Origin of the sequence: Halorubrum sodomense, from assembly GCF_900111935.1 — an archaeon.
In the GTDB taxonomy this organism is placed as follows: domain Archaea; phylum Halobacteriota; class Halobacteria; order Halobacteriales; family Haloferacaceae; genus Halorubrum; species Halorubrum sodomense.
Window position 1 is genome coordinate 659,286 of record NZ_FOYN01000001.1, and the last position, 24,049, is coordinate 683,334.

The following is a 24,049-nucleotide window of genomic DNA, read 5'->3' on the forward strand; positions in this document are numbered from 1 at the left end:
TAGCCACTCAAACGGCGCGCTAACCCAGACAGGGTGTCTCTCTACCCGATTCCCGTTTCCTTCTTCAGCAACGTCAGCGTGTTGTCGGCTGTTACGATCGGCGAATGTTCGTACTCACCAGTCAACTCAACCTGCACGAGCAGATCGACAGCCCGCCAGATCGAATACAACAGGCAGGCGAACGCGAAGTAGAAGAATCGCAGCCCGAAATCCTTCGACGTCGTCGCCGCCATGAACCGTTTGATCGACCTGTACCCACTCTCGATTTCCCACCTGTAGCCGTACTCCGTAAGGTGTCCGCTCCCCTGATTCGTCATGAACCCCGAATACTGCCGGTGATCGTCGTACTCAGAGTCCTCTTTCCGGCGGTAGATCAGCGTCGTCTCGTGCCACTCATTCTTTCCGAGATGGAGCTTCCGGTCGGTCTCGTAGCGGTCTTGGTCGCGCTGGAGCAATCGCTTGGCCTGGGCTTTCTCGCTGGTCTGCATTCGCTTCGGCACGACGTATGAAAGCCCACGTTGGCTGAGCATCTCCAGGACGTGCTGGCTATCGAACTCTCGGTCCATCAGCACGTTATCGACGTGAACCATCTCCTCGGCAGAATCCAAGAGGCCCTCAACAATTTCTAAGCGGGGCTCACCCTTCCGAACTGGCTGCGCGTCTAGAACGATCGGAACGGCATTCCCGACTAACTGGACTGTCGCCCACTGGTAGGCGTATTCGTCGTTCTTCTTCTTCGTTCCGATGATCTCATCCTCGTAGCCAGTTCTATCGCCTGTGAAGGGGTCAGCTTCGGTAATGTCAATCGCGACGATCCCCGCTCGAAAGAACTGCTCTGTCTCCGCAACTTCGTTCAGGAGCCGAGTGATGGCCTGCCGGTACATCTCTCGCACTTGGTCAACCGAGAGGTCGCGGATGTGCTCGCGATGGGCGTGGCCCAGCGGTGTCCGATCCCGAGTCGATTCGTAGACAAAACTGCGAGCCCCTTCGTTCGCAGCCAGCCGCTCGCGAAGTCCGAGATACGTCTGTAAGTCCCAGTAGGCGTTCTCGTGTATCTCACAGCCCTCGCCACGTTCCAGCGAAAACGCCGGGAACACGATGCGGCTGACGTGTCCGGTGATCTTCTCTGCCTGCTCCAACGTAGTTTGATCATTCGGGTCTGACTCACCAGACTCGTTCCCGTGGTATCGGAGCTTTCGTGCCGGCTCACGCGGAACCGCGACACCTGCATTCTGTGCTTTGATGAGAATCGTTCGAGCCGCTGTCTCGACAGTCTCTCGGAGGTCAGGGGTGAACCGCTCGTGCCAGCTTCGCCACAGTGTCGATTGGTACGGGATCGTCTCGAACCCCAGTTTATCGCGGAGTTCAGGGCGGTTCCTGAGGTAGCCAACGAGTGCGGTTTCGTGCTCCCACCCGTGGCATTCTTGCAGAACGAACACCCGGAAGAGAGTGGCCATCTGGTAGCGTGTCGACCCCGCATACTGATCATGGGCGCTAAATCGAAAGTAGGCTAGCGGGAGTGTACAGACGAACTCCTCGATAGAGTCGTGACTATCGTGATCGAACCACGTCTCCGAGACTGTCCGGATATCTGATTCCAGTCCAGCGAGCGACGTTCGATCGTACAGTGGTGTCGAATTGTACGCCGGCCACTCACTATATTGTCGTTGGGCGATCCGTCGAAACACAGTCCGACAGGACTGACTGGTGTAGGGCATCAGTCTATAGAAAGTAGAACGAACTCAAAACGCGTGTTATATTTAATTAAACGGGGGGGTGGGGTGGGTGTGCCTCTGACGCTTCGCTGGATACCAGTTTGAGAGGTATCCGGTTCGATTATTATTGAGGAAGAACATAATTCTGAACCCAATAGATGTACCTGATCAATATTGTCAACGTCTAAGTATTGGCCTTACTATCTATAATCCGGCTTTGAGGGGTGAACGGGGCTATGTATAGTGTAACTCGTGGATTGTCTCTGCTAATAGGTGCCAATACTCTATCCAGTTTTAATCCGTGAATTTCCGCAGGGTTAAGCCATCCTCCTATACCGTTTATAAAGTGAGGGTTTGGAGCTTCATTGCAGAAATTAAAGCAGAGAAAGCAGCATAGCAAATGATATAATTAACACAATTGAAACATATAATAATACGCCGACAAACTCGATCAATCTCATATCCAAATGAGTACCATATTATGAAGCGACACAGCGCTCCATACGACCAAAGCTGAAAGGTATGCTACATTGCTCCACAGATCGATATTATGTCTCGATTGTCCGACCCAGGGAAGCAGGTATTCACCAAGAAAGAATAATAACACTAGTGACACCGACGAGAGAAAGAATAGGCCGGGGATGATTCCGAGAGTCTCAACAATAAGTACGACAATCGGATTGGCTTCTCGCAGTCCGATGCTTAGCCCATAGTACGTGAGACTCGCATCTATAGCTCGTACGAAGACCAATCCGATGAGCAGTGGATATTTATTTTCTGCGAGTACTTCGATACTGCTGCTGGTAGCACAATTAGTGGATGCCACGGCTCCTCGCACCATATCAGAACTGCTCTACAGGTTGGGATCCGATACGCTGGTCTCTGACCAGCATATCGATCTGATAATCTGTCTCGAGACGCTGGAGTGTCGTATCAGCTTCTTCCTCCAACTCTCGTATTCTCTGGAGGAGATCGCCGTATCGGTCGTCCTTTTCTAGCTCTGTCTTGTCGAGGTTCGCTTCTAACGTGGCTTTCCTCGCGGTGAGTGAGAGAAGCTCTGTGAGTGAATCTTCGTATGTTAGAACCAGCTCCGCAGCTTCCACAGCTCGAAGAAGCTTCGTCCGGTCGATTGGTTTGAGAAGATAGTCATCCACATCGATGGACGCTAGGTCTTCCGTTGGCTGAACAGCTGTTACCATGATCACCTGCTGGGCATCGCCGCCTTCACGAATTGATTGTAGCACCTCCGTGCCAGAGAGGCCCGGCATTCGACGATCTAAAAGGACAATATCAATCGGTTCCTCAGCGAAGATTTCCAGTGCATCTTCCCCGGAATAGGCCACATGAACCTCGAACTGCTCCTGTAGCCAAATGCCAAACAAGTCAGCGAGATTCTCTTCGTCTTCGACGATCAGAACGGTACTGGAATGGGTCATCTATTCTCACTCACGCATCTCGTTCGACGATGACACGCACCGTTGATGCGTACATGACCGTCACAAGTGCGTCCTGAAAGAGAAACTCCACAGAGGGCATATGACTGGTCTCCTCGACTGTACGAGTTTTGAACAAGCCATCTAATTTGTCTGTATCAACAAATTCGAACACCGGAGGTGATCTACTGAGTTCCGGCCAGTCTTCGACAGCTTCCATAAGTGTCTCAATGACCGCATCCGAAACACGGACAGGTCTATCAAATTCACGCACTATTTGGGAATCTGTACTCCATCCCGTAGGTTCAGACTCTCGGTGCGGAGAGCTTTGGGCCATAAAGAATACATCTATTCTACAATCAAACGTCTTCTACCCTCTAATATCGGGTTGCCAAATTTAATGCCTATATGGAAAGGCCCACTATTTGGAGCCAGTTTTCCGAATGTCGATAAGCAGGACAGCCCGAGTACTGTAGAACGTGATACTGAGGCAGGTCACAGCTCGGTTGAATCCTGATAGAGAGTCGTCAGCAGATTAGACTCAGCAGCTCGAAGATGCTGGTTGAACGTTGACTGTGCGATATCGAGAGTCTTGGCAATCGACGTCGAATCTGCATCCCGCGGCCAATTAAAATATCCTGCGTAGAGCGCCGTCTGCAAGACTTCTTCTTGCCGGGCGGTAAGAGCTCCATCAAGACGTGCTGAGAGAGAGGTATTAGTTTCTCCCCGCTCACTATCCAGTTTGGATAACAGGGTGAGATCGCTGTAGTCTTCCCGGAGTGAACTCAGATATTCCCCGACGTCGACGGTGAATGGCACGGTTACTGAAACCACGATCTCGTTGGACTCGGAAGCGTTTGTGATTTGATTTATCGCAACTCCTTGGTCGGTCAGTTTCTCGCAAAAGCTGCTGTTCCGCACCGGGACTTTACAGTAGATACCATTTCGAGAGTCGCTCAAAATGACCGTCTCTGGATCGAAACCAGCAGCTTCGAACGCCTCGGGGGTCACGTTTTCACCGGTCACTCGCGCGAACAGGAGGTGATCTGGACTCTCAGTCACTACATTCAACACTTCGAGATCCGTCTCCATATCCGAAACAAGAGTTGCAAGGCCAGTATCGTCCTCGAACTGAATTTCGAGAATTGTGCCCCCACCAGATAGAAGCGCCGCCTTTTGCCGGAGTGCTGATATCCCGTGACCTATTATTTGACCGAGCTCTGTGAGGGCTGTCACCTCTTCTTCAGCGAAGGCGTTTGGTAGTTTGGAGTGGACTTCTAATACGCCAAGGATCGACGCCTCGCTCTGTAGTGGTACAGCCACAATCGAGTTGGTGCCATTTTTCAGTGCGTCTTGTTCCCACTCCGTTTCGGAGCGAGCGGTCATTAAGTCGCTCTCCACGACCGAACCTTCAATCCTGTATGCCCGTTCAGCAGGTGGCAATGTAGAGTTACTCCGTTGGGTATTGTCATCTGCTGGAGTGTCGTTCGCCCCCACTTTTTGATATTGGAGCGACTCCGTTTTGGCTCTGACCTCGATCGTATTCGTATTAATATCTTTTTTACCGATCCACGCCCCGCTAATCAGATCCAGATGAGCTAAAGCATTACAGACCTCTTGCTCCAGTTCTTCTCGTGTATTTGCACTGATAACCGTGGCACTTATCGACCGTATCAGTGTATTGATTCGATCCAGTCGTGTCAGCCGTTCGTTTTGCTCGTTTAACCGCTGGTCGCGTTGCCGAAGGGCCGCCTCTTGTGCTGTTCGTTCGAATGCGCTTGCTGCGTTCGCTGCTAACGTCTTTGCCAATTTGTTCTTTCTTGAGGAGATCTCTGGCGTCGTGGTCATCCCCACCAACAGAACCCCCTCTGATTCTAGTGAGTAGAGTCGCCACGACGAGAACTCCTCTGCCAACCACTGGCTTGACCGAGTATCTACTACGTCTTCGTCGTCGGGAGCCAACTGTTCCGTTCGAGTCACATAGGTCGTCCAGACTGGTGTGTCTCCTTCAGAGATAGTGGGAAGATCGATTTCAGTAACATCTTCCGTGGATGCGTGTGCTAGTGGGACCAAGCGTCCCGTGTGCTCTTCTCGTGTATATATCGCGGCAAACTCGAATCCGAGTTCCCCGACTGCGGCAGTTGTCACGGTCTCGCCGATGCTACGTTCCGAGTCCGCTGTCATTAGATCGCGGGAAACCGCATGCAGATCCTCAAGCTGTTGTTCATACGCGTACCTCTCTGTAATATTGTGGTAGTGTTCAATCCGCCCGCCTGCATAAAGACCAGTTTGAATCGGCCCGCTCCAGTACTCCAACCACTGCTGCTCTTTCGAAGCCGTCTCAGGGATACGGACGATGGCTTCGACTTCGGAATTCATGTTCTCTAGAGAATGAGTTACGAGGTCAGACAGTGTTTGCTCACCTGAGGGATATTCCTGGTACGATTCAGAAGCAATTCGACTGTAGTCAGACCCTTGGATATCGTCTCTATCAACTCCAAGTAATTCTTCGGTAGTTTCGTTTGCCCACACCACTTGTCCATCACGGTCAATTACAATGACCCCTTCCTGTGATGTGTCTAATACGTCTTCAGTGAGGGACTGGTACTGCTGTTGTTCCCTGCGCTCTGCTGCTGTTCGTTGCAGGCGCTCGATAGCCACTCGAAAATCCCTATCTGGCAGGTTCTGGAGGTACCGTTCGACTTTATCCTCGAGTTCTGTGATTTGGTCTGTGAGTGCCTGGTATTTCGGGCTCGTTTCGAGGGTATCTGCCTCCATGACGGCTTCCAAGGTCGATTGGCGTTCTATCAGCGAGAACAGCTCTTGCAGATCCTCGTTGTACTCGGCACGAGTGAGCATCTGGGAGATAACGTCTTCGAGGTCGTCAGCTTCAACGGGCTTTTCGAGATACGCATCGAATCCCATTTTGACGATATCGAAGTCCGGTGTCACCGCAGAGACGATAACCACCTGGCAGTTCGACTCATATTGTCTGAGTCGCGTGAGAACCTCTCCGCCGGATAACCCGGGCATCATCCGATCCAGAAGAACGATATCGACAGTCGCATCGAACGCCTCCAAGGCTTCTTCGCCAGAGTATGCGGTTTCGACAACATAGCGGTCTGCGAGCCACTCTGCATACAGCTCAGCCAAATTTTGGTCATCCTCGACGACCAGGATTTTTGTGTTTCCGTTTTGGGTCATAGTTTACGACACGATGCCCGGTTTTTATAAGTCCTCTCGAGCCGGTTGGGTGGGGACTTCCAATGTGATCTCACTCCCATCGCCCGAGGTTTCAACTGAAATCGATCCCCCGGCATGAGCCACCAGTGATCGCACCATCCACAATCCGAGTCCCTGCCCGTGACTCAGCGGCGTTTCTTCGCCAGTTTCGAGGAGATTTTTCTCCATTTCCGGGAGTCCAGGCCCAGTATCGGACACACAAACCTCTACCCACCGTTCATCGGCTTGCGAGACACTGATCTGTACGGATGGATGCTCAGTATCGTTCGCTGTGATGGCGTTCTCAACGAGCTCAGAAATCGCCTTGTCAAGTTCACTCGGTATTTGTGATTCTAGATCGTGGTCGGCTGTGATAGTGATATTCGCATTAGCATATTCGTCTTCTTTTTTGGCTTGAATATCCTGAGCTATTTGCTGAGCACTCTGGTAGGAAGCGAGAGCGCTCTCGCTCGTGAGTATATTCTGGAGCTCTTGGGTCTTGTTTGCCATTCTTTCCCACTTGTCGAGAATGTCTCGGATCGTCGCAGCGCGCTGTTCACGAGTGTCTGTCTCTGTGTCCGACGCAAGCAGATCGACATACCCTCTCAGTTTCGTCAGATCATTTCGGATATTGTGCCGCATAATCCGGTGTAAGACCTGGACGTGTTGCCGACGCTGCTCCTGAGCTGTGATATCTCGTGCCTCGAATACCAGGAAGCTAAGCTCCCCGCGCTGGCTTGAGATCGGCTTGACCGAGAAGTCGAAGCTGGCGAGTCCATCAACGCCTTCTGCTTCCACGTTGAACCGAACGAATGAACCCGAAGATGCTTGAGTAACTGCCTGCCTGATTTGAGTTTGCACTTCAGACGAATGCGCGAACAGAGAGCACTCCCAGAGCGGTGTGCCTCTGCTCTCCTCCACACGTATGCCGCCGAACTCTGTGAGTGGGTCGTTTAGCTCGAGGATTTCACCACTCTGGGTCATCAGCCCTGTCAATTGGAACGTTTGATTGAATACGGATTCGAATTTTTTCGTTTGTTCTCTTATATTACTGATGTCACGTATATATAACAGAAACCCACCAATTGCTTCATCGTCAAAGAGATTCCGTCCACGTGCCTCTACAGTAATCCACTCCTCATCCGCATCCATTGCTTGGAACTCTAGCTGAACGCTTGAATCGGAATCCTCCACGGCGGCGAAAAACGCTTCCATTACACGTTCCCGATCCTCAGGATGGATAATATCAAAGACACTCTCTTGATTTAGCTGAGTTGGATCATATCCAAGAACCCGTTCAGTAGAGCCACTAAGATAGGTGAAACACCCGTCGCGATCTAAGATAGACACGACGTCGACTGATTCCTCAACGAACCGCTCTGTTCTACGCCGCTGTTGACGCTGGTTAGTAAGATCTCTGATGACCATCCCGTATCCCAGGAACACTCCATCTTCAGTTTGAAGCGGGACGTATGAGACTTCTGCAGGAAACGACGATCCATCCTGACGGACTCGCTGTCCTTCGTGAGTACTTTCTCCTGCGAGTGATGCCTGTTTTAGTAACCGATCAGCAATCCCACGTTTTTGATCCTGTTCAGGGTGTAACTCTGCTGCTGGCATACCAATTGCAGCTTCTTCGTCATGTCCAAAGATGTCGGCTGCTCCATCGTTCCAGCTGTCGATCTGTCCATCGTCATCGAGAAGGACAAAGGCGTATTCCTCGAGACTTTCCGAGAGGATCTCGAATCGCTTCCGCTCCTGTTGAATCTGCCGAATCCGTCGTTTTTGATCCGTTATGTCCGTGGCAATCGCGACAAGTCTCTCTCCAGTTTCGTCATCGGGTATCAGAACAGCATCTGTGTGTATCCATCGCGTTTGTTCGTTGGCATCAATAACTCTGAAATCCGCAGACAAGTCGTTGGTCTCGCCGACTTGTTCTAGTGACTCACGAACACGGTCCCGATCTTCCGGCGCGACGATCTGTACGAACTCTTCATAATTGTCCGGATCATGGCCAAGTAAATCGACAAGCGTGTCGTCGAATGATATCTGATCCGTCTCAAGACTCCACTCTGCAATACCAGTGTCCGTTCCAGAAAGAACCAATTCGAGTTTCCGGTTCTGTTCTGCCAGGCTCCGAGTCCGTTGCCTCCGACCTGTTACGTCCTGCTGTATGCCAATAAACTTCGAAAGCGTCCCATCTACATCAGTGACTGGCGTGACGGACAATCGATTCCAGTATTCACTCCCGTCTTTTCGGTAGTTTTTCAATTCTACTGTCACCGGTTCACCGGCCGCAATCGCCTCTCGGAGCTTCGATATTTCGTCTGGGTCTGTCTCGGGTCCCTGGAGGAAACGTGGATTACGACCCAACGCGTCGTCCTCTTCGTAGCCAGTAATGTCGGTAAATCCTTTATTTACGTACTCGATTGGGTTGCCTTCTCGCTGTGGGTCGGTGATCATAACCCCAACATTCGAGGAGTCAATCGCTTGCTCCTTGAGTTCGAGTTCACGTTCCCGTTGCTGTCTTTCAGTTTCATCGCGCACAGTACACACGAGGGGACCATCATCGATGATAGTCAGAGAGATCTCTGCCGGGAACGTCGTTCCGTCTGGTTGGGATCCGGTTACTTTGCCCCGCCAGTGCCCCTCCGACTCAAGAACAGGGAAGGCTTCCGACTCAAGGCGCTCTACCTCATCTTCGTCATAGAGTATCCGCCAAGAGTTCCCGATGAGTTGGTCAGTATCATCGAATCCATACATATCCACGTGTGTCTCGTCGATGTAGGTGTATTCTCCATCTTCGAGGATGGCGAAGCCGTCTTTCGCATCCTCGACAGCCTGTTGGAACGTCTCCAATTCGCGACGGCGCTGCTCGCGGGGCGTGATATCCCGACTGGAAATAACGAGTGATTCGACGCCTGATTCCCCTGTAACCGGACGGATTGTGCCCGTAACGAACCGCATATTACCGTCCCGATCCGGATGTTCCGCCTGGAAACTGACGTACTTGCCAGCAGCCGCTCGTTCGATCCAGCCTTTAAGATCTTCTTGTAGGTCCGAGGAATGCGACCACCAGTCTCCTTCCCAGAACGGTTCCCCCAAGATATCGGATTTGTCGTTCGAAACGTAGTCTAGCGCTGTTTCATTGACCTCAATCGTCTCACCATCAGTTTCTAATAACGCCACCAGCATTTCGGGGTCTTCGAACACCGACTCGAAACGCCGCTCATTCTCCCGAAGTTCCGCTTGACGCCGATATTTTTCAGACACGTCACGGACAACACAGACAATTCGATCGTCTTCCAAGCGTGTCAGCGATAGTTCAGTCGGAAATTCTTCCTTGCCTTCTGGAGAGGCAGTTACAGTGCCTCTCCACTCACCATCAGATCGGAGCGCTGAAAGCGCCTCATCCTCCATTCGCTCGATTTCAACGGGATCAGTATACAAATCACGCCAAGTCTGCCCGAGTAACTCATCTTGGTCCTCGAACCCGTACATTTCGGCATGCGTTTGATCAACGTACGTGTACTCCTCGTTCTCCAAAATAGCAATCCCATCACTCGCGTTCTCGATGGCCGATTTAAATGACTCTAGGCGACGCCGGCGTTCCCGCTGTTCCGTCACATCTCTCGCAACGGTATGCATATAGGCCGCCCCATCGCGCTCGATCCGACGGTTCGAGAACTCGACATCGATTTTACTGTCGTCGCTCCGAAGTAGTTTCGCTTCAGTGGTTGCTGGTTCGCCGGCTAAAATTTGGTCGTGGTAATCCTGATAGGCATGTAAGTCGACCTCTTCGTGAAGATCGGGAATACGCATCGAGAGGAGTTCCGCTCGCGCATAGCCAGTTAACTGGCAAGCAGCCTGATTCACTTGGACGAAGTTCGCATCTGAATCACTAATGAAAATGGCATCGTTGGAGCCTTCAAACAACGTGTGTGTCCAATCACGCTCGGCCTGTAGCTCCTCGACGTATCGGATTCGTGAAATTGCGTCTTCGAGATTCGAGGCGACGAGTTTCGCCAGTTCTGCGTCTTTCTGGGTAAAGGCATCCACTTCAGTAGCTCCGACACTCAAGACGCCGAAGTCCGAGATTGGCACGAGAATTTCGCTCCGAATCGGGGTGCCTGAATTATACGTGCCGTCGGCCTCGTGGACATCGTCGAACACTTCCGGACGATTCTGTCTGTACACACGCCCCGCGAGAGAATCAACTGGAAGGATAGGTGCATCGCCAATCACCTCTTGTGCCTCAGTTGATTCGGCGATTGGGCGGAGTTCGTTTCCCTCTTCATTGTACTCCCAGATCGCCGAAAGAGGCGCATCAAAATTGAGATCCAACATTCGGACAGCAACGACAGAGACGTCCTCGATAGAACCAGCTTGATTCAGTTCCGAAGACAACTCGAGAAGTCCTGCGGGGGTATGGTCCGTGTACGCGTCTCCATCGCTCATACATCCGATTTTGTTGTTCCGCTGTATTATGTTTTCGCTTAGAGAACCATTTCATATCGGCCCTAATAGAATTAGATCGATAAATATAGGGTACAGCTATTCAGCCTTGAGAATCAATCGTGGTAACAAGATGTCGACGGAAGCAGTTGAGGTACTCGGGCGGAAATACAGCGTAGATATACTGCGGGCGGCGAAGGAACCGCGATCAGTTAGCTGGCTGAGTCAAGAGCTAGATATCCCGATTGCCACCTGTTATAGACGTGTGAAGGAACTTTCTGAGAATATGTATTTAGAAGAGGTCACTGCGGACGAGAGCAGGGATAGAACACAGTACTGTCGAACGGCGGATAGTATTGAACTCAACCTTGCATCTGACGTATTACTTAGCGGCTCTTATTCTTGGGAAACTCGAGAAGTACCAAGAGAAACAATACCGTTAGATTCCGTTACGCTCGATGAGTTCTCCCAAACGATTGATATTGTCGAAGCCTACTTCGGGAGTTTGATCGACGATGTTGCTGTTCATGTATCCATTTCACGCCGGCAGCTTGTGGCGGTGCTGGCACGCGCCCAGCTCTCGGGTCGTCAACTTGACACCGAGGGACTGACCGATAACGGCGATATCATCTATCAGTCGGACGACGAGACACTCTTTTGGCTTGACGGTGATTTCTGGAAGAGTCTGGGCGGGTTCCACTACCTAAGCCCAGACGAGGGACGAGCAGCTAGAGAAGTTCATCGCCGACTCATCGAGGCGGTCGCCGGAGACGTCGCCGACTACAACCGCGAGCGCGATCCGTTTATTCTCATCACGCAAACTCCTGGGTGTTGATATCGTTTTATATGCTCCGTTCACTATTCAGTGTATATTGTAAGCTTCGGCCGCTACCGACCGTAGTATGTCGGACAGAAGAAATCCTCGGTCGGGTATCATCGTTCTCACTTCTTGACGGATCGATTGGCGTTACTTGTGGAAGCATCGGACTCACTGTTTGAGAAAGACCCCTTCGTGCGGCTTGACCAAATTCGAGTCGTGTCTGTCGAGAACCGAATCCATTCGGTTGCTGGCAGTCTCGACGACGCGACAATGTGCGAAATCGACGACGCGCTCAAATTAAATCACGGGCTCGACTGATCGAGAGACCCTGTACAAAGAAATCAGTGTCAGATCCGTATGCATTGAGACGGCCAGTCTCAACTTTTGAGTGAGAAGGAGAGATGAAGTCTCTAATCGGTAACAGAAGGCAGGTAAGTACAACCACCATAATAGAGTTGAAATACACACCCACCTCCGGGTAGTAATCTGGCTCTCCTTCTCAGGAGTACATCCTCCAAATAAATCAGAACGGCAAAACGGAGGTGTCCATCGGCGTTTCAGAAACCGACGGACAAAATTCGGATTGCCAACATAAACAATGCTACCAAACACAGTGCTGCCGCGAACAGTATTGGAATCTGTTTTGCGTCCATTGTCACCTGTCACTGGCTTTTCTTGGCCAGTGACGTTTCGGAGCTCAAGAGCGTATAAAATAGACACCCGCGCGCCGGGGTGACGCTCAGAAATCTACGTTCAAAAATGGTCATACAGCATACCCCCTACACCGGAACCGCCTCACCGGCGACGAGCGCGACCGCGACGACGACGCCGCCCACCCCGAGGAGTCCGTAGTTCGCGAGCGGGTTCGCCGCCGTGAACAGGTCGAGCGTGTACTCGTGGCCTCGCACGGGTGCGTACGGCCGGATCCCCATCGGCGTCAGCGCGTCCGCGAGCAGGTGCGAGACGATCGTCACGGCGCCGAACAGGAACCCGGCGCCGCCGAACAACAGCGCCTCGACGGCCCCGGTCTGGAGGCCGACAGCCAGCCCGACGACTCCGAAGGCGACGCCGACGAGCAGCGCGAACCAGACGGTGTGGGTGATCCCGCGGTGTTTGACGAAGGGGATCCGCATATCGAGGTCGGGGACCATCGCCATCGCGGCGACGCCCGCGGCGCCGACGACGCCGACCTCGATCGAGGCGAGGGCCGTGACGAGGAACCCGAACGGAGCGTAGACGACGAGCGACGCCCCGACGTGACCCTTGCGGTGCATGTGAGCGACTGCGTTCCCGGTCCCTAAGTCCGTTGCGTCGGCACGCAAATCGTTGCGTCGGCGCGCCCGGGGCGAAACGCCTACGGCCTCCCGCCGTGACGCTTCGGTATGACACTGACCGCCCGCGACCTGATGGAACCGGACGTGAAGACGGTCTCGCCCGACGACGACGTCGCCGAGGTGTTCAAGCGGTTCGCCCGCTACGAGTTCAGCGGCTTCCCGGTCGTCGACGACGACGAGCGGGTGGTCGGCGTGATCACCGAGTCCGACCTCGTCGACCTGTTCGAGCCCGAGGACGAGACGCTGTGGATCCCGATCGGGCTTCCTCCCTTTGTCGATACGCTCTCCTATCAGATCAAGCGACCGTGGGCGGACATCGATCTCGGGGTCGACCTGATCCGCAACGCGGACCGCCCCGTCTCCGAGGTGATGAGCACCGACGTGGCGACGGTGACGCCGGACGCGAGTGTCGACGCCGTGCTGGACCTGCTCGTCGGCGACGACCCGGATATTAACCGCGTTCCTGTGGTCGACGAGGAGGGGCGGATCGTCGGGATTATCGCGCGCCAAGACGTGATTCAGGCGTTCCGCGATCGCCGACTGGCATAGATCTAATCGGACTGAGTTGGTGGCTATTTATAAATTGTTGACTCTGGGATGCCGATATCCCCTACCGCTCAGTTATAAATAGTTGTTCGAGGACCGACGGCGAACACCTCCAAAGCCCCAGCCGCGAGGCGGGCGCACGCTCGCTGCGCGCTTCAGTCGCTCGCGTTGCTCGCTCCCTCCAGTGCTTGCGTCGCCTGCGCCCGCCTCGCGGCTGCCCCTTTGAGTCCCGCCCCGCACCGCAACCGCCGGAAGACGGTCCTGCTCGCTCGCTTCGCTCGCTGCGCGGGCTGCGACTTCCGTGCTCCCGCTCGCTCCCTCCGGTCGCTCGCGGGACCGCACCTCACGCCTCCCCAGCCTCGCGGCTCCCTCCGCTTCGCTCCGGTCGCCGCGTCCCTCGCGCGTGCTGTCTCGCGGCCGCCGTGGGCGGCCGCTCGCAGGCACGCGCCACCGCACCTATTTATAAGCGGTCGCGCGGCCGCTCACTCATATTTAAATATCGCGTCACTGGTACTGGGCTGATCCCCCGTCTCGACACCTGATCGCTCGGCAGCCCCGAACGGACGGGATCGGGGGGTCGCGAACGGACAGCCTCTTACCGGTCGACCGTCAGGAACGGACGGACATGCTGATCGCCGGAACCGTCGTCGCCGACTCCGAGACCGTCATCCCCGACGGCGCCGTCGTCGTCGAGGGGAACACGATCGCCGCGGTCGGCGAGGAGGCCGCACTCCGCGACCGCTACCCCGACCACGAGCGGCGCGCGTTCGACATCGTCACCCCCGGCCTCGTCGGCGGCCACGTCCACTCGGTCCAGTCGCTCGGACGCGGGATCGCCGACGACGACGCCCTCCTCGACTGGCTGTTCGACGCCGTGCTCCCGATGGAGGCGGCGATGGACGCCGAGGCGACTCGGGCGGCCGCCGAGCTGGGCTACCTGGAGTGTCTCGAATCGGGGACGACGACGGTCGTCGACCACCTCTCGGTGAACCACGCCGACGAGGCGTTCGAGGCCGCGATCGAAACCGGGATCCGCGCGCGGCTCGGCAAGGTGCTGATGGACAAGGACTCGCCCGACGGGCTCATCGAGGAGACCGACGCCGCGCTCGCGGAGAGCGAGGAACTCATCCGGAAGTACCACGGCGCCGCCGGCGGTCGCGTCCGCTACGCGGTCACGCCGCGGTTCGCCGTCACCTGTACGGAGGCCTGCCTCCGCGGCTGCCGCGAGCTGGCCGACCGGTACGAGGGCGTGACGATCCACACTCACGCCAGCGAGAACGAAGACGAGGTAGAGACCGTCGAGGCCGACACCGGGAAGCGCAACGTCCGCTGGCTCGACGAGGTCGGCCTGACCGGCCCGGACGTGACGCTCGCGCACTGCGTCCACACGGACGAGCGCGAGCGCGAGGTGCTCGCGGAGACCGACACGGTCGTCACGCACTGCCCCTCCTCGAACATGAAACTCGCATCGGGGATCGCCCCGGTTCAAGACTACCTCGACCGCGGGATCACGGTCGCGCTCGGCAACGACGGCCCGCCGTGTAACAACACGCTCGACGCCTTCACCGAGATGCGGCAGGCGAGCCTGCTCGGAAAGGTCGACGCCCGGGACCCGACCCGCCTCCCGGCCGCGACCGTGCTGGAGATGGCGACCGAGGGCGGCGCCCGCGCCGCCGGCTTCGACCGCCTCGGCGCCCTCCGCGAGGGGCACCGCGCCGACGTGATCGGACTCTCGACCGACCTGACCAGGGCGACGCCGCTCCACGACCCGCTCTCGCACCTGGTGTACGCGGCCCACGGCGACGACGTGACCTTCGCGATGGTCGACGGCGAGGTCCGCTACGCCGACGGCGAGCACGTCGGGACCGACGCCGCCGCGGTCCGCGAGCGCGCGACGCGCCACGCGGAGCGCGTGGTCGAGGCGGCCGGCATCGAGACGGCCGGCCCGTAGCCCGGCTCAGCGATCCCGCCCTCTTCGGTCCCGAACCGCGGCGATCGGCGGAAACCCGGCTTTATCCGCACAAATTCGGACGGAGTATCTACCGCTTATACCCGTTCGGGGCCCGTTCGTCCGCTCACGATGACTGACCGATCGCGGACGACAGGCGGCGACGAATCGCGGACGACGGGCGACGGCGGATCGGGGCCCGCGGACGGCGGACGCTCGGCGGACGCGTCCGCGGACGGCGTCCGCCGACGGGAGTTCGTGGCCCTCGGCGCCGGCGCGAGCGCGACGCTGCTCGCCGGCTGCGCCGGCGACGGGTCTCTCCCGTCGTCGGGGGGCTCAGACGGCTCCGACGGTTCCGACGGCTCCGGCGGGTCGGAGACGCTCACCGGGAACTTCCGGCTCCTCATCAGCGACGCCCCGGCCGACATCGGCGACTTCGACCGGCTGGACGTCACCCTCGATCGGGCCCGCGTCTTCGAGGCGGGGGACGGGGAAGACGAAGACGATGACGAGAGTGACGACGAGGAAGAGCCCGATGAAGACGACGAAGCGGACGACGGCGCCGACCGGAACGCCACCGAGACGGACGATGACGACGAGTCCCTGAACGAGACGGCGGACGAAGACGACGACGCGAACGAGACGGACGTCGATGACGGCGGGGACGACGAGGAGGAGGCCGACGGGGAAGACGACGACGAGGGCGACCGCGGCTTCACCGTCGTCGAGCTCGGCGGCGCGACGGTCGACCTCACGCAGGTGATCGACGAGGACGCGATCGCCGTGTTCGACGGCGAGATTCCGGCGGGGAGCTACGAGAAGATCGAACTCGAGGTATCCGCGGTGTCGGGGATCGTCGACGGCAGCGAGGTCGACGTGAAGCTCCCGAGCGAGAAGCTCCAGATCACGAACGAGTTCGAGGTCGCGCCCGACGAGGCGGTGAGCTTCGTCTTCGACATCAACGTCGTCAAACGCGGAAAGAACAACGGCTACATCCTCAAGCCCGTGATCTCGGGGAGCGGAGTCGCGGGCCGAGACGTCGAGGTCAACGAGATCGACGACGAGGACGATGACGACGACGAGGACGATGACGACGCCGAAGGCGAGGGATCAGACGACGAGGAGGGCTCCGACGACGGGGAGACGGCGGACGACGACTCCGACGGAGACGACGCTACCGGCGGGAACGAGACGGACGACGCGGCGAACGGAACCGCGGCCGGAAGTTAACTACGAGGAGGTCTCGACCGACGAGGCGCCCGTAGACGGGCACCTCGCCCACCGCATCGCGGCGTCGTCGTCGTTGAACGCCTCGGTGTCGACGCCCTCGACGTCGATGGTCCGCTTGAGGTAGCGCCGCTTCGAGCGCTGCCCGACGACGGCGAAGCGGTCGACGCCGCGGGCGACCGCGATCTGTGCGGACTCGCGGAGCGCCCGACGGCCGGCGTCCGAACACGGCCGGCTGGTCCGCACGACGATCACGACGGCCTCGACGGCGTCGGGGTCCGCCGCGTTCCGCCACCGACCGAGCAGCGCCTCGCCGTCCGCGGGGCTCAGTCCAGTCCCGTGTGGGAACTCGACGACGAGGACGTCGTCCTCGACCCGCAGCAGCCAGCGCTCGCTCGGTTCCATACCGTCCGATATCACGTTCCTGATTATAAACCTCCGCGTCAAAATATCAGATACAATACTACCGGCCGACGCGCTGATCGCACAGATCCGGCCAGCAGCCACAACGGAGGCGTTTCAGAGCGACCGTCGAAGACGCCCCCTCGGTGTTCTCGGTCGAGAGACTCGGATACGTTCATCAACTCGCGAACCTATCGACTCCGCGGCACGTCTGATTCCCGCGGCGGCCACGAGGCGAGGCCTGACTCAGGCTACCGTGGGTCGGCGTCGGACGCGTCGACAGTCCCCGCGTCGACGGCGTCGACGGCGTCGACGACCGCAGTCGCGAGGGACTCGAACGACGCCTCGTCGGGGACGACGTCGACGTCGACGCCGCGGGCCGCGGCCGTCTCCGCGGTCGGCGGCCCGATGGCGCCGACGACCGCGTCCGCCAGTCCGGCACGCGCCCCCTCGTCGACGCCGCGGTCTGCCGCCGCCGCGAGGAAGTTGTCGACGGTCAGCGAGGAGGTGAACGCGGCCGCGTCGAGGTCGCCCGACGCGGCCGCCTCTGCGGAGTCGCCGGCCTCAGGCGGCCGGGTGAGCCGGTACAGCACCGTCTCGGTCACCTCGGCGCCGGCCTCGCGGAGACCGTCGAGGAGCACGTCGCTGCCGTGATCGGAGCGGGCGACGACGACGCGCTCGCCCGCGATGTGCGGTTCGAGCGCCGCGACGAGCCCCGCGGAGGTGTACTCGTCGGGGACCGCGTCGACCGTCCACCCCGCCTCGCGGGCGGCCGCGGCGGTCGCCGGCCCGATGGCCGCGAGGTCGGCGTCTCCGGGCTCCCAGCCCGCCTCGGCGGCCAGTTCGACGCCGGTCTTGCTCGTGAAGGCGACCAGCGGCGCGTCGGCCGGCACCGCGCCCGTCGGCTCGACTTCGAGCATCGGGTCGGGGACCGGGTCCGCGCCGAGCGACCGGAGCAGTTCGACCGCCGATTCGATCCGCTCGTCGTCGGGGCGGAAGACGGCCACGCGCGGGCGGTCGGTCTCGTCGCTCACGCTCCGTCGCCTCCGGTCGGATCGTCGTCGCCGGCCGCTCCCCCGTCCTCGCCCGCCGACCGAACCGGCGCCGAGCCGGCGTTCTCGAGGAAGCTCACGACGCGGTCGCGGGTCGCGGCCACGTCCCCGATCACGGTGATCGCGGGCGGTTCGATCCCGGCATCGTCGCGGGCGTCGACGATGGTGTCGAGCGTGCCGGTCGCGACGCGCATCCCCGGCCAGGTGGCGCGCTCGACGAGCGCGACGGGCGTGTCGCCGTCGAGGCCCGCGTCGCGGAGTTCGGCGGTGTACGCCGGCAGCTTCCCGACGCCCATCAGCACGACGACGGTCCCGCCGGTCGCCGCGAGCGCGTCCCAGTCGACCGCCGACTCGTCCTTCGTCGGGTCCTCGTGGCCCGTGACGAAGGAGACGGACGAGGCGTGGTCGCGGTGGGTCACCGGGATGCCGGCGACCGCGGGGCCGGCGATGGCCGAGGTGACGCCAGGGACGACCTCGAACGGGATCCCCTCGTCGGCGAGGTGCTCCGCCTCCTCGCCGCCGCGGCCGAAGACGAACGGGTCGCCGCCCTTCAGCCGGACGACCCGGTTCCCCTCTCGGGCCAGTTCGATCATGCGGCGGTTGGTGTACTCCTGCGGCGTCCACTCCCCGCCGGCGCGCTTCCCCACGTCCTCGCGTTTCGCCTCCGGGATCTCGCCGAGGATCTCCGGACCCGGGAGCTTGTCGTGGAGGACCACGTCGGCCGACTCGATCAGCCGCTTCGCCTTCACCGTGAGCAGGTCGGGGTCGCCCGGCCCGGAGCCGACGAGGAAGACGGTGCCGACCCGCTCGTCGCGGCCGCGAGTCGGGGGTTCGTCCGCGTTCGATCCCGGGCCCGCGCCGGTGCCGGAGTCAGTCATCGCCCCCTCCGGTCTCCGCCTCGTCGCGCGCCTCGGCGATCAGGTCGTCCGCGCCTCGGTCCGCGAGGTCGGCGGCGAACTCGGCGGCGGCGGTCGCGTGCGACCGGATCGGGAGGTCGCGGGTGTCGGCCACCTCCTCGGTGCCGTCCGTCGAGAGCACCCGCGCCCGGACGTGGACGTGTTCGCCCTTGACGAGCGCCGAGACGCCGATCGGTGCGACACAGCCCCCGTTGAGCTCACCCAGGACCGTCCGCTCGACGGTGACCGCGACGCGGGTCCGCGGGTGGTCGACCGCGTCGCGGACCGCCTCGATCACGTCGGGATCGCTCGCGGTGACCGCGATGGCGCCCTGCCCGGCGGCGGGGACGAACTCCTCGCGCGGGAGCCGCGTCGTCTCCACCTCGTGGAACAGGTTCGACCGCCGCAGGCCCGCCTCAGCGAGGACGAGCGCGTCGTACTCGGACTCGACCTTCCGCTCCATCGCCGCGCGTTCGAGGTCGGACAGCGAGTCGAACCACTCCTCGACGGTGCGGTCGAACTGCTCGTCGACCTCGGCTTCCGCGTCCCCGGCGTCGTCGGCCTCGGCGGTCAGCGCGGCCTCCTCCCCGGAGGCGATCAGGCGTCGCTCGTGTTCCGCCTGGAGGCCGGGTGCGAGCAGCTTCTCTATCCGGGTGTCGACGTTGCCGCGGATCGGCTCGACGGTGAGGTCGGGTCGGGCGGCCCGGATCTGCGCGCCCCGCCGGAGCGACCCGGTCCCGACGACGGCGCCGGCCGGGAGGTCCTCGATTCCGAGTCCGTCCGGATGGACGACCACGTCGCCGGCGGGCGCGCGCTCGGGGACGCCCGCGACGACGAGGTCCGCCATCTCCTCGGTGGGGAGGTCCTTCAGCGAGTGGACCGCGAGGTCGGCGTCGCCGGCGAGCACCTCCTCGTCGAGGGCGCGCACGAACGCGCCCGTCTTCCCGAGGCGGTGGATCAGTTCGTCGGGGATCTGGTCGCCGCGCGTCTCCACCTGTCGGAGTTCGACGTCGCGGCGCCGGCTCGACAGCGCCTCGCGGACGGTCTCGGCCTGTCGGAGGGCCAGGTCCGACCCGCGAGTCGCGAGCCTGAGCGTTTCGGTCATACGCGAACGGAGGTCCCCCGCGTTCAAAAGCGCACCAGTTCGGTCGCCTCACCGACCGAATCGGCGCGGCGGGGTTCACGGGTCTCGCGCGCCGGTTCGCGGGTCGCTCCCGCCAGTTCGCGGGTCTCGCGCGCCGGTTCGCGGCTTCCGAGGCAACTCCCGCCACGGTCACGGGCCCTTTAGTACTCCGTCCCGAACCCGGAACCAAGATGGCACGCGCGAGCGCCGGGGCGCGGCTCCACTTCGGTTTCTGTAACCTCTGCCTCTCCCACGAGCGGCTGTACGGCGCCCTCGGCGTCGGCCTCGCGGCGCCACGGGTCGTGATCGACGCGGAGCCGGCCACGGACGTACGCGTGACGGTCGAGGACGCGGCGGTCGAGGACCCCGCGGCGTCGACCGGTTCCGCTCCGGGCGTGCGCGACGACGTCCGCGAGTACGCGACCGTCGCGGTCGACCAGCTCGGCGTCGACGGCGCCCGGATCGCGGTCCGCGAGTCGCTCCCGCGACACGCAGGCCTCGGCAGCGGGACGCAGCTGGCGGCGGCGACGCTCGCGGCGGTCGCGGCCGCGCACGGCGAACCGACTCGGGTTCGCGAGCGCGCGCCGGCGCTCGGGCGCGGCGGGCGCTCCGGCGTCGGCGTCGCGACGTTCGAGTCCGGCGGCTTCGTCCTCGACGCCGGCCACCCGACCGCGCGCTTCACCACGGACCGCCCGGCGGACGGCGAGTGGACCGTGCCGCCCGTCGCCGCCCGTCACGCCGTCCCGGACGACTGGCGGTTCCTGCTCGTCGAGCCGGACGCGGACGCCGGGCGGAGCGGGGCGGCCGAGGATGACGCGATGCGGACCGCGGTCGAGCGCGCCGATCCGGGGCTCGCAGACCGGATCGGCGGGATCGTCACCCGGCGCGTCCTCCCCGCGATCGCCACCGGGAACGCGGAGGCGTTCGGCGCGGCCGTCGCGGAGATCGGTCGGCTCAACGGCGCGTGGTACGCCGACGAACAGGGCGGGGTGTACCGGCCGCCGGTCGGCGGGATCGTCGCGTCGCTGTCGGCCGCCTCGGCGGTGTTCGGCGCGGGGCAGTCCTCGTGGGGGCCGACGGTCTACGGCGTCACCGACGCGGCCCGCGCGGACGCGGCGCTCGTCGCCGGCGAACGCGCCCTCGACGCGGCCGGGGTCGACGGCGAGGTGTCGGTCGTCCGGGCGTCGAACGAGGGGGCGCGGATCGGGGCGACGGACCCGCAGTCCGCCGACCCGGAGAGGGGTAACACTAAACCCCGCGGCGACGGGGCGTAAGCCATGTCCAGTCTTCCGTTCGGGGTCGCGCGCCTCGACTCGATCCTCGGCGGCGGCGCGCCGCCGGGGAGCGTCGTGCTGCTCGCGGGCGAGGCGGGCGCCGGCGCCCGGGAGTTCTGCTACACCAGCGCCGCGATGAACGCCCTGGCGCGCGCCGACGAGGAGCTGTTCGACCTGTACTACGGCGAGGTCGACCCCGACGCGGCGCTGCCCGAGTCGGTCCACTACATCTCCTTTACCGCCGGCACCGACGCGATCACCCGGGAGATGGGGTACACGATGGCAGACGAGATCGTCGACGCGGCGGTCTCGGAGATCTCCTTCCGAGACCTCTCGCCGGAGTACTTCCAGCTGTCGCCGGTGCCCCGCGACTGGTACGAGACGGCGACGGCGTCGATCACCGAACTGGGGGACCGCGGCGAGTACGAGGACGTGCTTACCGCCTTCGGCGACTATCTCTCCGAACACGGCCGGGGGAGCCTCGTCTGTATCGACTCCGTCACCGACCTCGTCTCGATGGTCTCCGACGACACCGACTGGAGCGACGTCGCCATGGTGATGAAGGGGCTGAAGAAGGCGGCCTACGAGTGGGACGCTCTGGTGCTCGTGTTGGTGAACACCGACTCGCTGCGCGACCGCGAGTTCGGCACCCTGATGGACGCCGCCGGCGGGACCTTACAGTTCTCCTGGGAGAGCGGCGGGTCACAGCGCGCTCGGACCATGTTCGTCCGGGAGTTCCGCGGCGTGCTCTCGCAGCTGGAGGCCGAGAACATCGTCCGCTTCGAGACCGAGATCCACGAGGGCGGGTTCGACATCAGCGACGTGCGGAAGATCCGGTAGCGAGCGCGGTCCGCCCGGTACGTCCGCCGTCCTCGCCTCTCTCGACTCGACCCCGCCGCCGAGTATCGATCGGGAGAACGGCGCGACAGGTTACTTAAGCCTCGCCACGCAACGACGGATAGATGACGGAGGACCCGCGATGAGCGACCTCGATCCGGCGGCGGCCGCCCTCGACGCCGCGGCCGAAGACGCCGGCGTGAGCCGCGAGGAGCTCCTCAAGCGCGCGCTCGTCGCGCTCGCGGAGTCCGAGGGGGTCGACGTCCCCGACGCCGAGGAGGTGGCGACGCTCGAGGCGCGCCTCGACGACCTCGACGACGAGCTGGACGAGAAGGTCGCGGACCTCCGCGAGCGGTTCATCGACCTCTACCGCGAGGTGGAGTCGCTCGACGCCGGCGACGGGGAGGCAGCCGCCGGGGGAGACGCGGCGCCCCTCGACGACCTCACCGACGAACTGGAGGGGATAGCCGCCCGGCTGGACCGCCTCGACGCGGCGGTCGCCGACGCCCCGTCCTCGGAGGCGGTCGACGACCTCGACGGCCGGGTCAACGACCTCGACGCCCGCCTCGACGAGTTAGACGCCGTCCGCGACCGACTGGACGCCGTCGACGCCCGCCTCGCCGGGGTCGACGATCGCCTCGACGAGGTCGACGAGCGGGTCTCGGGCGTCGAGTCCGATCTCGCCGGGATCTCCGCGGACGAGCTGACCGAGGTCGACGACAAGCTCTCCCGGGTCGCGAACGCGGTCGTCAAGGTCAAGCGCCGGCTCGACGCGGCCGAGCGCGACCGAGCGGACCGCGAGCGCGTGGACGCGCTGACGCGGACCGCGAACCGGCACGGAGTGCGGACCGCCGACTGCGACTACTGCGGCGGCGGCGTCGAGTTGGGGCTGCTGTCGGCGCCGGAGTGTCCCCACTGCGGGAGTCGGTTCGAGGACCTCGAGCCGAGCACCGGCTTCCTCGGCACGTCGAAGCTCCTCGTCGCGGAGCAGCCCGCCATCGACGGCGACGTCGCGGACGACGAGCGCGACGAGACGAGTCGGACGACCGACCGGACGAGCACCGCCGCGAGCGACGGCGGACCGGACGGGGACGGTCGATGACCGACGGCGATCGGTCGGACGGCGACCACTTCGACGACGGACCCTTCGACGACGGAGCGAGCGACGAGGCCGGCGCCTTCGAAGCTCCCGACGCCGACGGGGCCGACGACCCCTTCGCGGCGCTCGGCGAGGGAGTGGACGACGGCGCCGGATCGAACCGAGACGCGGGCGGCGGTTCGGACGACGCCGACCCAGAACCCCGAACGGACCCGGAACCCGCCGTCCCTCCGGACGACCCGTTCGCCGAGTTGGACGCCGACGCGGGCGACGCGGCGGGCGGAGACGACCCCTTCGAGGCGATGGCGGTGGGCGACGTCGGGGAGGACGTGTGGGAGGCGCTCGACGAGGAGTCGTCGGTCGGCACCGACGCGGCCGGGTTCGACGGCGGAGCCGCTGGCGGCGGGGTCGACGGCGCGACGCGGTCCGCCGGACCGGCGGCGGGCGCCGCGGCGACCGGCGACGAGCGCGTGGTCGACAAGCGGAGCTACTGTCAGCAGTGCCCGCACTTCACGGCGCCTCCGGAGACGGCGTGTACTCACGAGGGGACCGACATCGTCGAGTCGGTCGATTTCTCCCGGTTTCGGGTCCGGAACTGCCCGATGGTCGACGCGAACGACCCGGCGTTCGACGACGAGTAATCGAACGTGGTTTCGCTTCGACGGC

19 protein-coding genes and 1 pseudogene are annotated in these 24,049 nt (G+C 61.3%); 9 read left to right on the plus strand and 11 right to left on the minus strand.

Annotated elements, in window-relative coordinates; genetic code table 11:
• Window positions 1–41 precede the first annotated feature (41 nt).
• The 6 genes from BM286_RS03395 to BM286_RS03410 all read right to left on the minus strand — a co-directional run bounded on the left by BM286_RS03395 (window position 42) and on the right by BM286_RS03410 (window position 10,828).
• Complete coding sequence (locus BM286_RS03395) at window positions 42–1,718, minus strand: transposase (protein ID WP_092920174.1); 1,677 nt, start codon at window positions 1,716–1,718, stop codon at window positions 42–44.
• Between the two features lie 454 nt (window positions 1,719–2,172).
• Window positions 2,173–2,556, minus strand: coding sequence for a DUF5658 family protein (locus tag BM286_RS15970; protein ID WP_369333759.1), 384 nt, complete (start codon window positions 2,554–2,556; stop codon window positions 2,173–2,175).
• Window position 2,557: 1 nt separating this feature from the next.
• Window positions 2,558–3,151: a response regulator gene (locus tag BM286_RS03400; RefSeq protein ID WP_073307163.1), complete on the minus strand. Its 594-nt coding sequence runs from the start codon at window positions 3,149–3,151 to the stop codon at window positions 2,558–2,560.
• Between the two features lie 10 nt (window positions 3,152–3,161).
• Window positions 3,162–3,485 carry a HalOD1 output domain-containing protein gene (locus BM286_RS15975; RefSeq protein ID WP_158293471.1) on the minus strand — a complete coding sequence of 108 codons (324 nt, stop codon included), beginning with the start codon at window positions 3,483–3,485 and terminating at the stop codon, window positions 3,162–3,164.
• 158 nt (window positions 3,486–3,643) lie between these two features.
• Window positions 3,644–6,352, minus strand: coding sequence for a response regulator (locus BM286_RS03405; protein WP_092920175.1), 2,709 nt, complete (start codon window positions 6,350–6,352; stop codon window positions 3,644–3,646).
• 24 nt (window positions 6,353–6,376) lie between these two features.
• A complete protein-coding gene (locus tag BM286_RS03410) occupies window positions 6,377–10,828 on the minus strand; it encodes a PAS domain S-box protein (protein WP_092920176.1) in 4,452 nt (1,483 codons plus the stop codon).
• 430 nt (window positions 10,829–11,258) lie between these two features.
• On the opposite strand from BM286_RS03410, the gene BM286_RS15980 reads away from it, so the two are divergent.
• Together BM286_RS15980 and BM286_RS03420 are read left to right on the plus strand one after the other, a co-directional pair.
• Window positions 11,259–11,660, plus strand: coding sequence for a hypothetical protein (locus BM286_RS15980; RefSeq protein WP_092920488.1), 402 nt, complete (start codon window positions 11,259–11,261; stop codon window positions 11,658–11,660).
• A gap of 132 nt (window positions 11,661–11,792) precedes the next feature.
• Window positions 11,793–11,963: pseudogene (locus tag BM286_RS03420) on the plus strand (type II toxin-antitoxin system PemK/MazF family toxin); the annotation flags it as partial.
• A gap of 461 nt (window positions 11,964–12,424) precedes the next feature.
• Here BM286_RS03420 and BM286_RS03425 read toward each other — a convergent pair.
• Window positions 12,425–12,919: a metal-dependent hydrolase gene (locus BM286_RS03425; protein ID WP_092920177.1), complete on the minus strand. Its 495-nt coding sequence runs from the start codon at window positions 12,917–12,919 to the stop codon at window positions 12,425–12,427.
• A 108-nt stretch (window positions 12,920–13,027) separates the two neighbouring features.
• Between BM286_RS03425 and BM286_RS03430 the strand changes: the two genes are divergently transcribed.
• The 3 genes from BM286_RS03430 to BM286_RS03445 all read left to right on the plus strand — a co-directional run bounded on the left by BM286_RS03430 (window position 13,028) and on the right by BM286_RS03445 (window position 16,703).
• A complete protein-coding gene (locus BM286_RS03430; RefSeq protein WP_092920178.1) occupies window positions 13,028–13,528 on the plus strand; it encodes a CBS domain-containing protein in 501 nt (166 codons plus the stop codon).
• A gap of 622 nt (window positions 13,529–14,150) precedes the next feature.
• Window positions 14,151–15,476: a 5'-deoxyadenosine deaminase gene (locus BM286_RS03440; protein ID WP_092920180.1), complete on the plus strand. Its 1,326-nt coding sequence runs from the start codon at window positions 14,151–14,153 to the stop codon at window positions 15,474–15,476.
• A gap of 129 nt (window positions 15,477–15,605) precedes the next feature.
• On the plus strand, window positions 15,606–16,703 hold the full coding sequence (locus BM286_RS03445; protein WP_092920181.1) for a DUF4382 domain-containing protein: 1,098 nt from the start codon (window positions 15,606–15,608) through the stop codon (window positions 16,701–16,703).
• Here BM286_RS03445 and BM286_RS03450 read toward each other — a convergent pair whose 3' ends face one another.
• From BM286_RS03450 to hemC, 4 genes are all read right to left on the minus strand, one after another.
• Window positions 16,704–17,105: a hypothetical protein gene (locus tag BM286_RS03450; RefSeq protein WP_092920182.1), complete on the minus strand. Its 402-nt coding sequence runs from the start codon at window positions 17,103–17,105 to the stop codon at window positions 16,704–16,706.
• 248 nt (window positions 17,106–17,353) lie between these two features.
• On the minus strand, window positions 17,354–18,136 hold the full coding sequence (locus BM286_RS03455) for a uroporphyrinogen-III synthase (protein ID WP_092920183.1): 783 nt from the start codon (window positions 18,134–18,136) through the stop codon (window positions 17,354–17,356).
• On the minus strand, window positions 18,133–19,032 hold the full coding sequence (gene cobA / locus BM286_RS03460) for a uroporphyrinogen-III C-methyltransferase (RefSeq protein WP_092920184.1): 900 nt from the start codon (window positions 19,030–19,032) through the stop codon (window positions 18,133–18,135). The genes BM286_RS03455 and cobA overlap by 4 nt, the downstream gene beginning before the upstream one ends.
• Window positions 19,025–20,155, minus strand: coding sequence for a hydroxymethylbilane synthase (gene hemC, locus BM286_RS03465; protein WP_092920185.1), 1,131 nt, complete (start codon window positions 20,153–20,155; stop codon window positions 19,025–19,027). The genes cobA and hemC overlap by 8 nt, the downstream gene beginning before the upstream one ends.
• A gap of 209 nt (window positions 20,156–20,364) precedes the next feature.
• Here hemC and BM286_RS03470 point away from each other — a divergent pair, with 209 nt between their 5' ends.
• The 4 genes from BM286_RS03470 (at window position 20,365) to BM286_RS03485 (ending at window position 24,024) form a co-directional block, all read left to right on the plus strand.
• Window positions 20,365–21,447 carry a beta-ribofuranosylaminobenzene 5'-phosphate synthase family protein gene (locus tag BM286_RS03470; protein ID WP_092920186.1) on the plus strand — a complete coding sequence of 361 codons (1,083 nt, stop codon included), beginning with the start codon at window positions 20,365–20,367 and terminating at the stop codon, window positions 21,445–21,447.
• Between the two features lie 3 nt (window positions 21,448–21,450).
• Window positions 21,451–22,287, plus strand: a complete 837-nt coding sequence (locus BM286_RS03475; protein WP_092920187.1) for an RAD55 family ATPase — start codon at window positions 21,451–21,453, stop codon at window positions 22,285–22,287.
• 139 nt (window positions 22,288–22,426) lie between these two features.
• On the plus strand, window positions 22,427–23,386 hold the full coding sequence (locus tag BM286_RS03480) for a hypothetical protein (RefSeq protein WP_092920188.1): 960 nt from the start codon (window positions 22,427–22,429) through the stop codon (window positions 23,384–23,386).
• Window positions 23,383–24,024 (plus strand): hypothetical protein, encoded by a 642-nt coding sequence (locus BM286_RS03485; protein ID WP_092920189.1) that lies wholly within the window; start codon window positions 23,383–23,385, stop codon window positions 24,022–24,024. Before BM286_RS03480 ends, BM286_RS03485 begins: the two co-directional genes overlap by 4 nt.
• The last annotated feature ends 25 nt before the right edge of the window (window positions 24,025–24,049 follow it).

Coding starts and splice junctions, on each gene's coding strand:
- BM286_RS03395 (WP_092920174.1), bottom strand. CDS start 1,718: ATGCCCTACACCAGTCAGTCCTGTCGGACTGTGTTTCGACGGATCGCC.
- BM286_RS15970 (WP_369333759.1), bottom strand. CDS start 2,556: ATGGTGCGAGGAGCCGTGGCATCCACTAATTGTGCTACCAGCAGCAGT.
- BM286_RS03400 (WP_073307163.1), bottom strand. CDS start 3,151: ATGACCCATTCCAGTACCGTTCTGATCGTCGAAGACGAAGAGAATCTC.
- BM286_RS15975 (WP_158293471.1), bottom strand. CDS start 3,485: ATGGCCCAAAGCTCTCCGCACCGAGAGTCTGAACCTACGGGATGGAGT.
- BM286_RS03405 (WP_092920175.1), bottom strand. CDS start 6,352: ATGACCCAAAACGGAAACACAAAAATCCTGGTCGTCGAGGATGACCAA.
- BM286_RS03410 (WP_092920176.1), bottom strand. CDS start 10,828: ATGAGCGATGGAGACGCGTACACGGACCATACCCCCGCAGGACTTCTC.
- BM286_RS03425 (WP_092920177.1), bottom strand. CDS start 12,919: ATGCACCGCAAGGGTCACGTCGGGGCGTCGCTCGTCGTCTACGCTCCG.
- BM286_RS03430 (WP_092920178.1), top strand. CDS start 13,028: ATGACACTGACCGCCCGCGACCTGATGGAACCGGACGTGAAGACGGTC.
- BM286_RS03440 (WP_092920180.1), top strand. CDS start 14,151: ATGCTGATCGCCGGAACCGTCGTCGCCGACTCCGAGACCGTCATCCCC.
- BM286_RS03445 (WP_092920181.1), top strand. CDS start 15,606: ATGACTGACCGATCGCGGACGACAGGCGGCGACGAATCGCGGACGACG.
- BM286_RS03450 (WP_092920182.1), bottom strand. CDS start 17,105: ATGGAACCGAGCGAGCGCTGGCTGCTGCGGGTCGAGGACGACGTCCTC.
- cobA (WP_092920184.1), bottom strand. CDS start 19,032: ATGACTGACTCCGGCACCGGCGCGGGCCCGGGATCGAACGCGGACGAA.
- hemC (WP_092920185.1), bottom strand. CDS start 20,155: ATGACCGAAACGCTCAGGCTCGCGACTCGCGGGTCGGACCTGGCCCTC.
- BM286_RS03470 (WP_092920186.1), top strand. CDS start 20,365: ATGGCACGCGCGAGCGCCGGGGCGCGGCTCCACTTCGGTTTCTGTAAC.
- BM286_RS03475 (WP_092920187.1), top strand. CDS start 21,451: ATGTCCAGTCTTCCGTTCGGGGTCGCGCGCCTCGACTCGATCCTCGGC.
- BM286_RS03480 (WP_092920188.1), top strand. CDS start 22,427: ATGAGCGACCTCGATCCGGCGGCGGCCGCCCTCGACGCCGCGGCCGAA.
- BM286_RS03485 (WP_092920189.1), top strand. CDS start 23,383: ATGACCGACGGCGATCGGTCGGACGGCGACCACTTCGACGACGGACCC.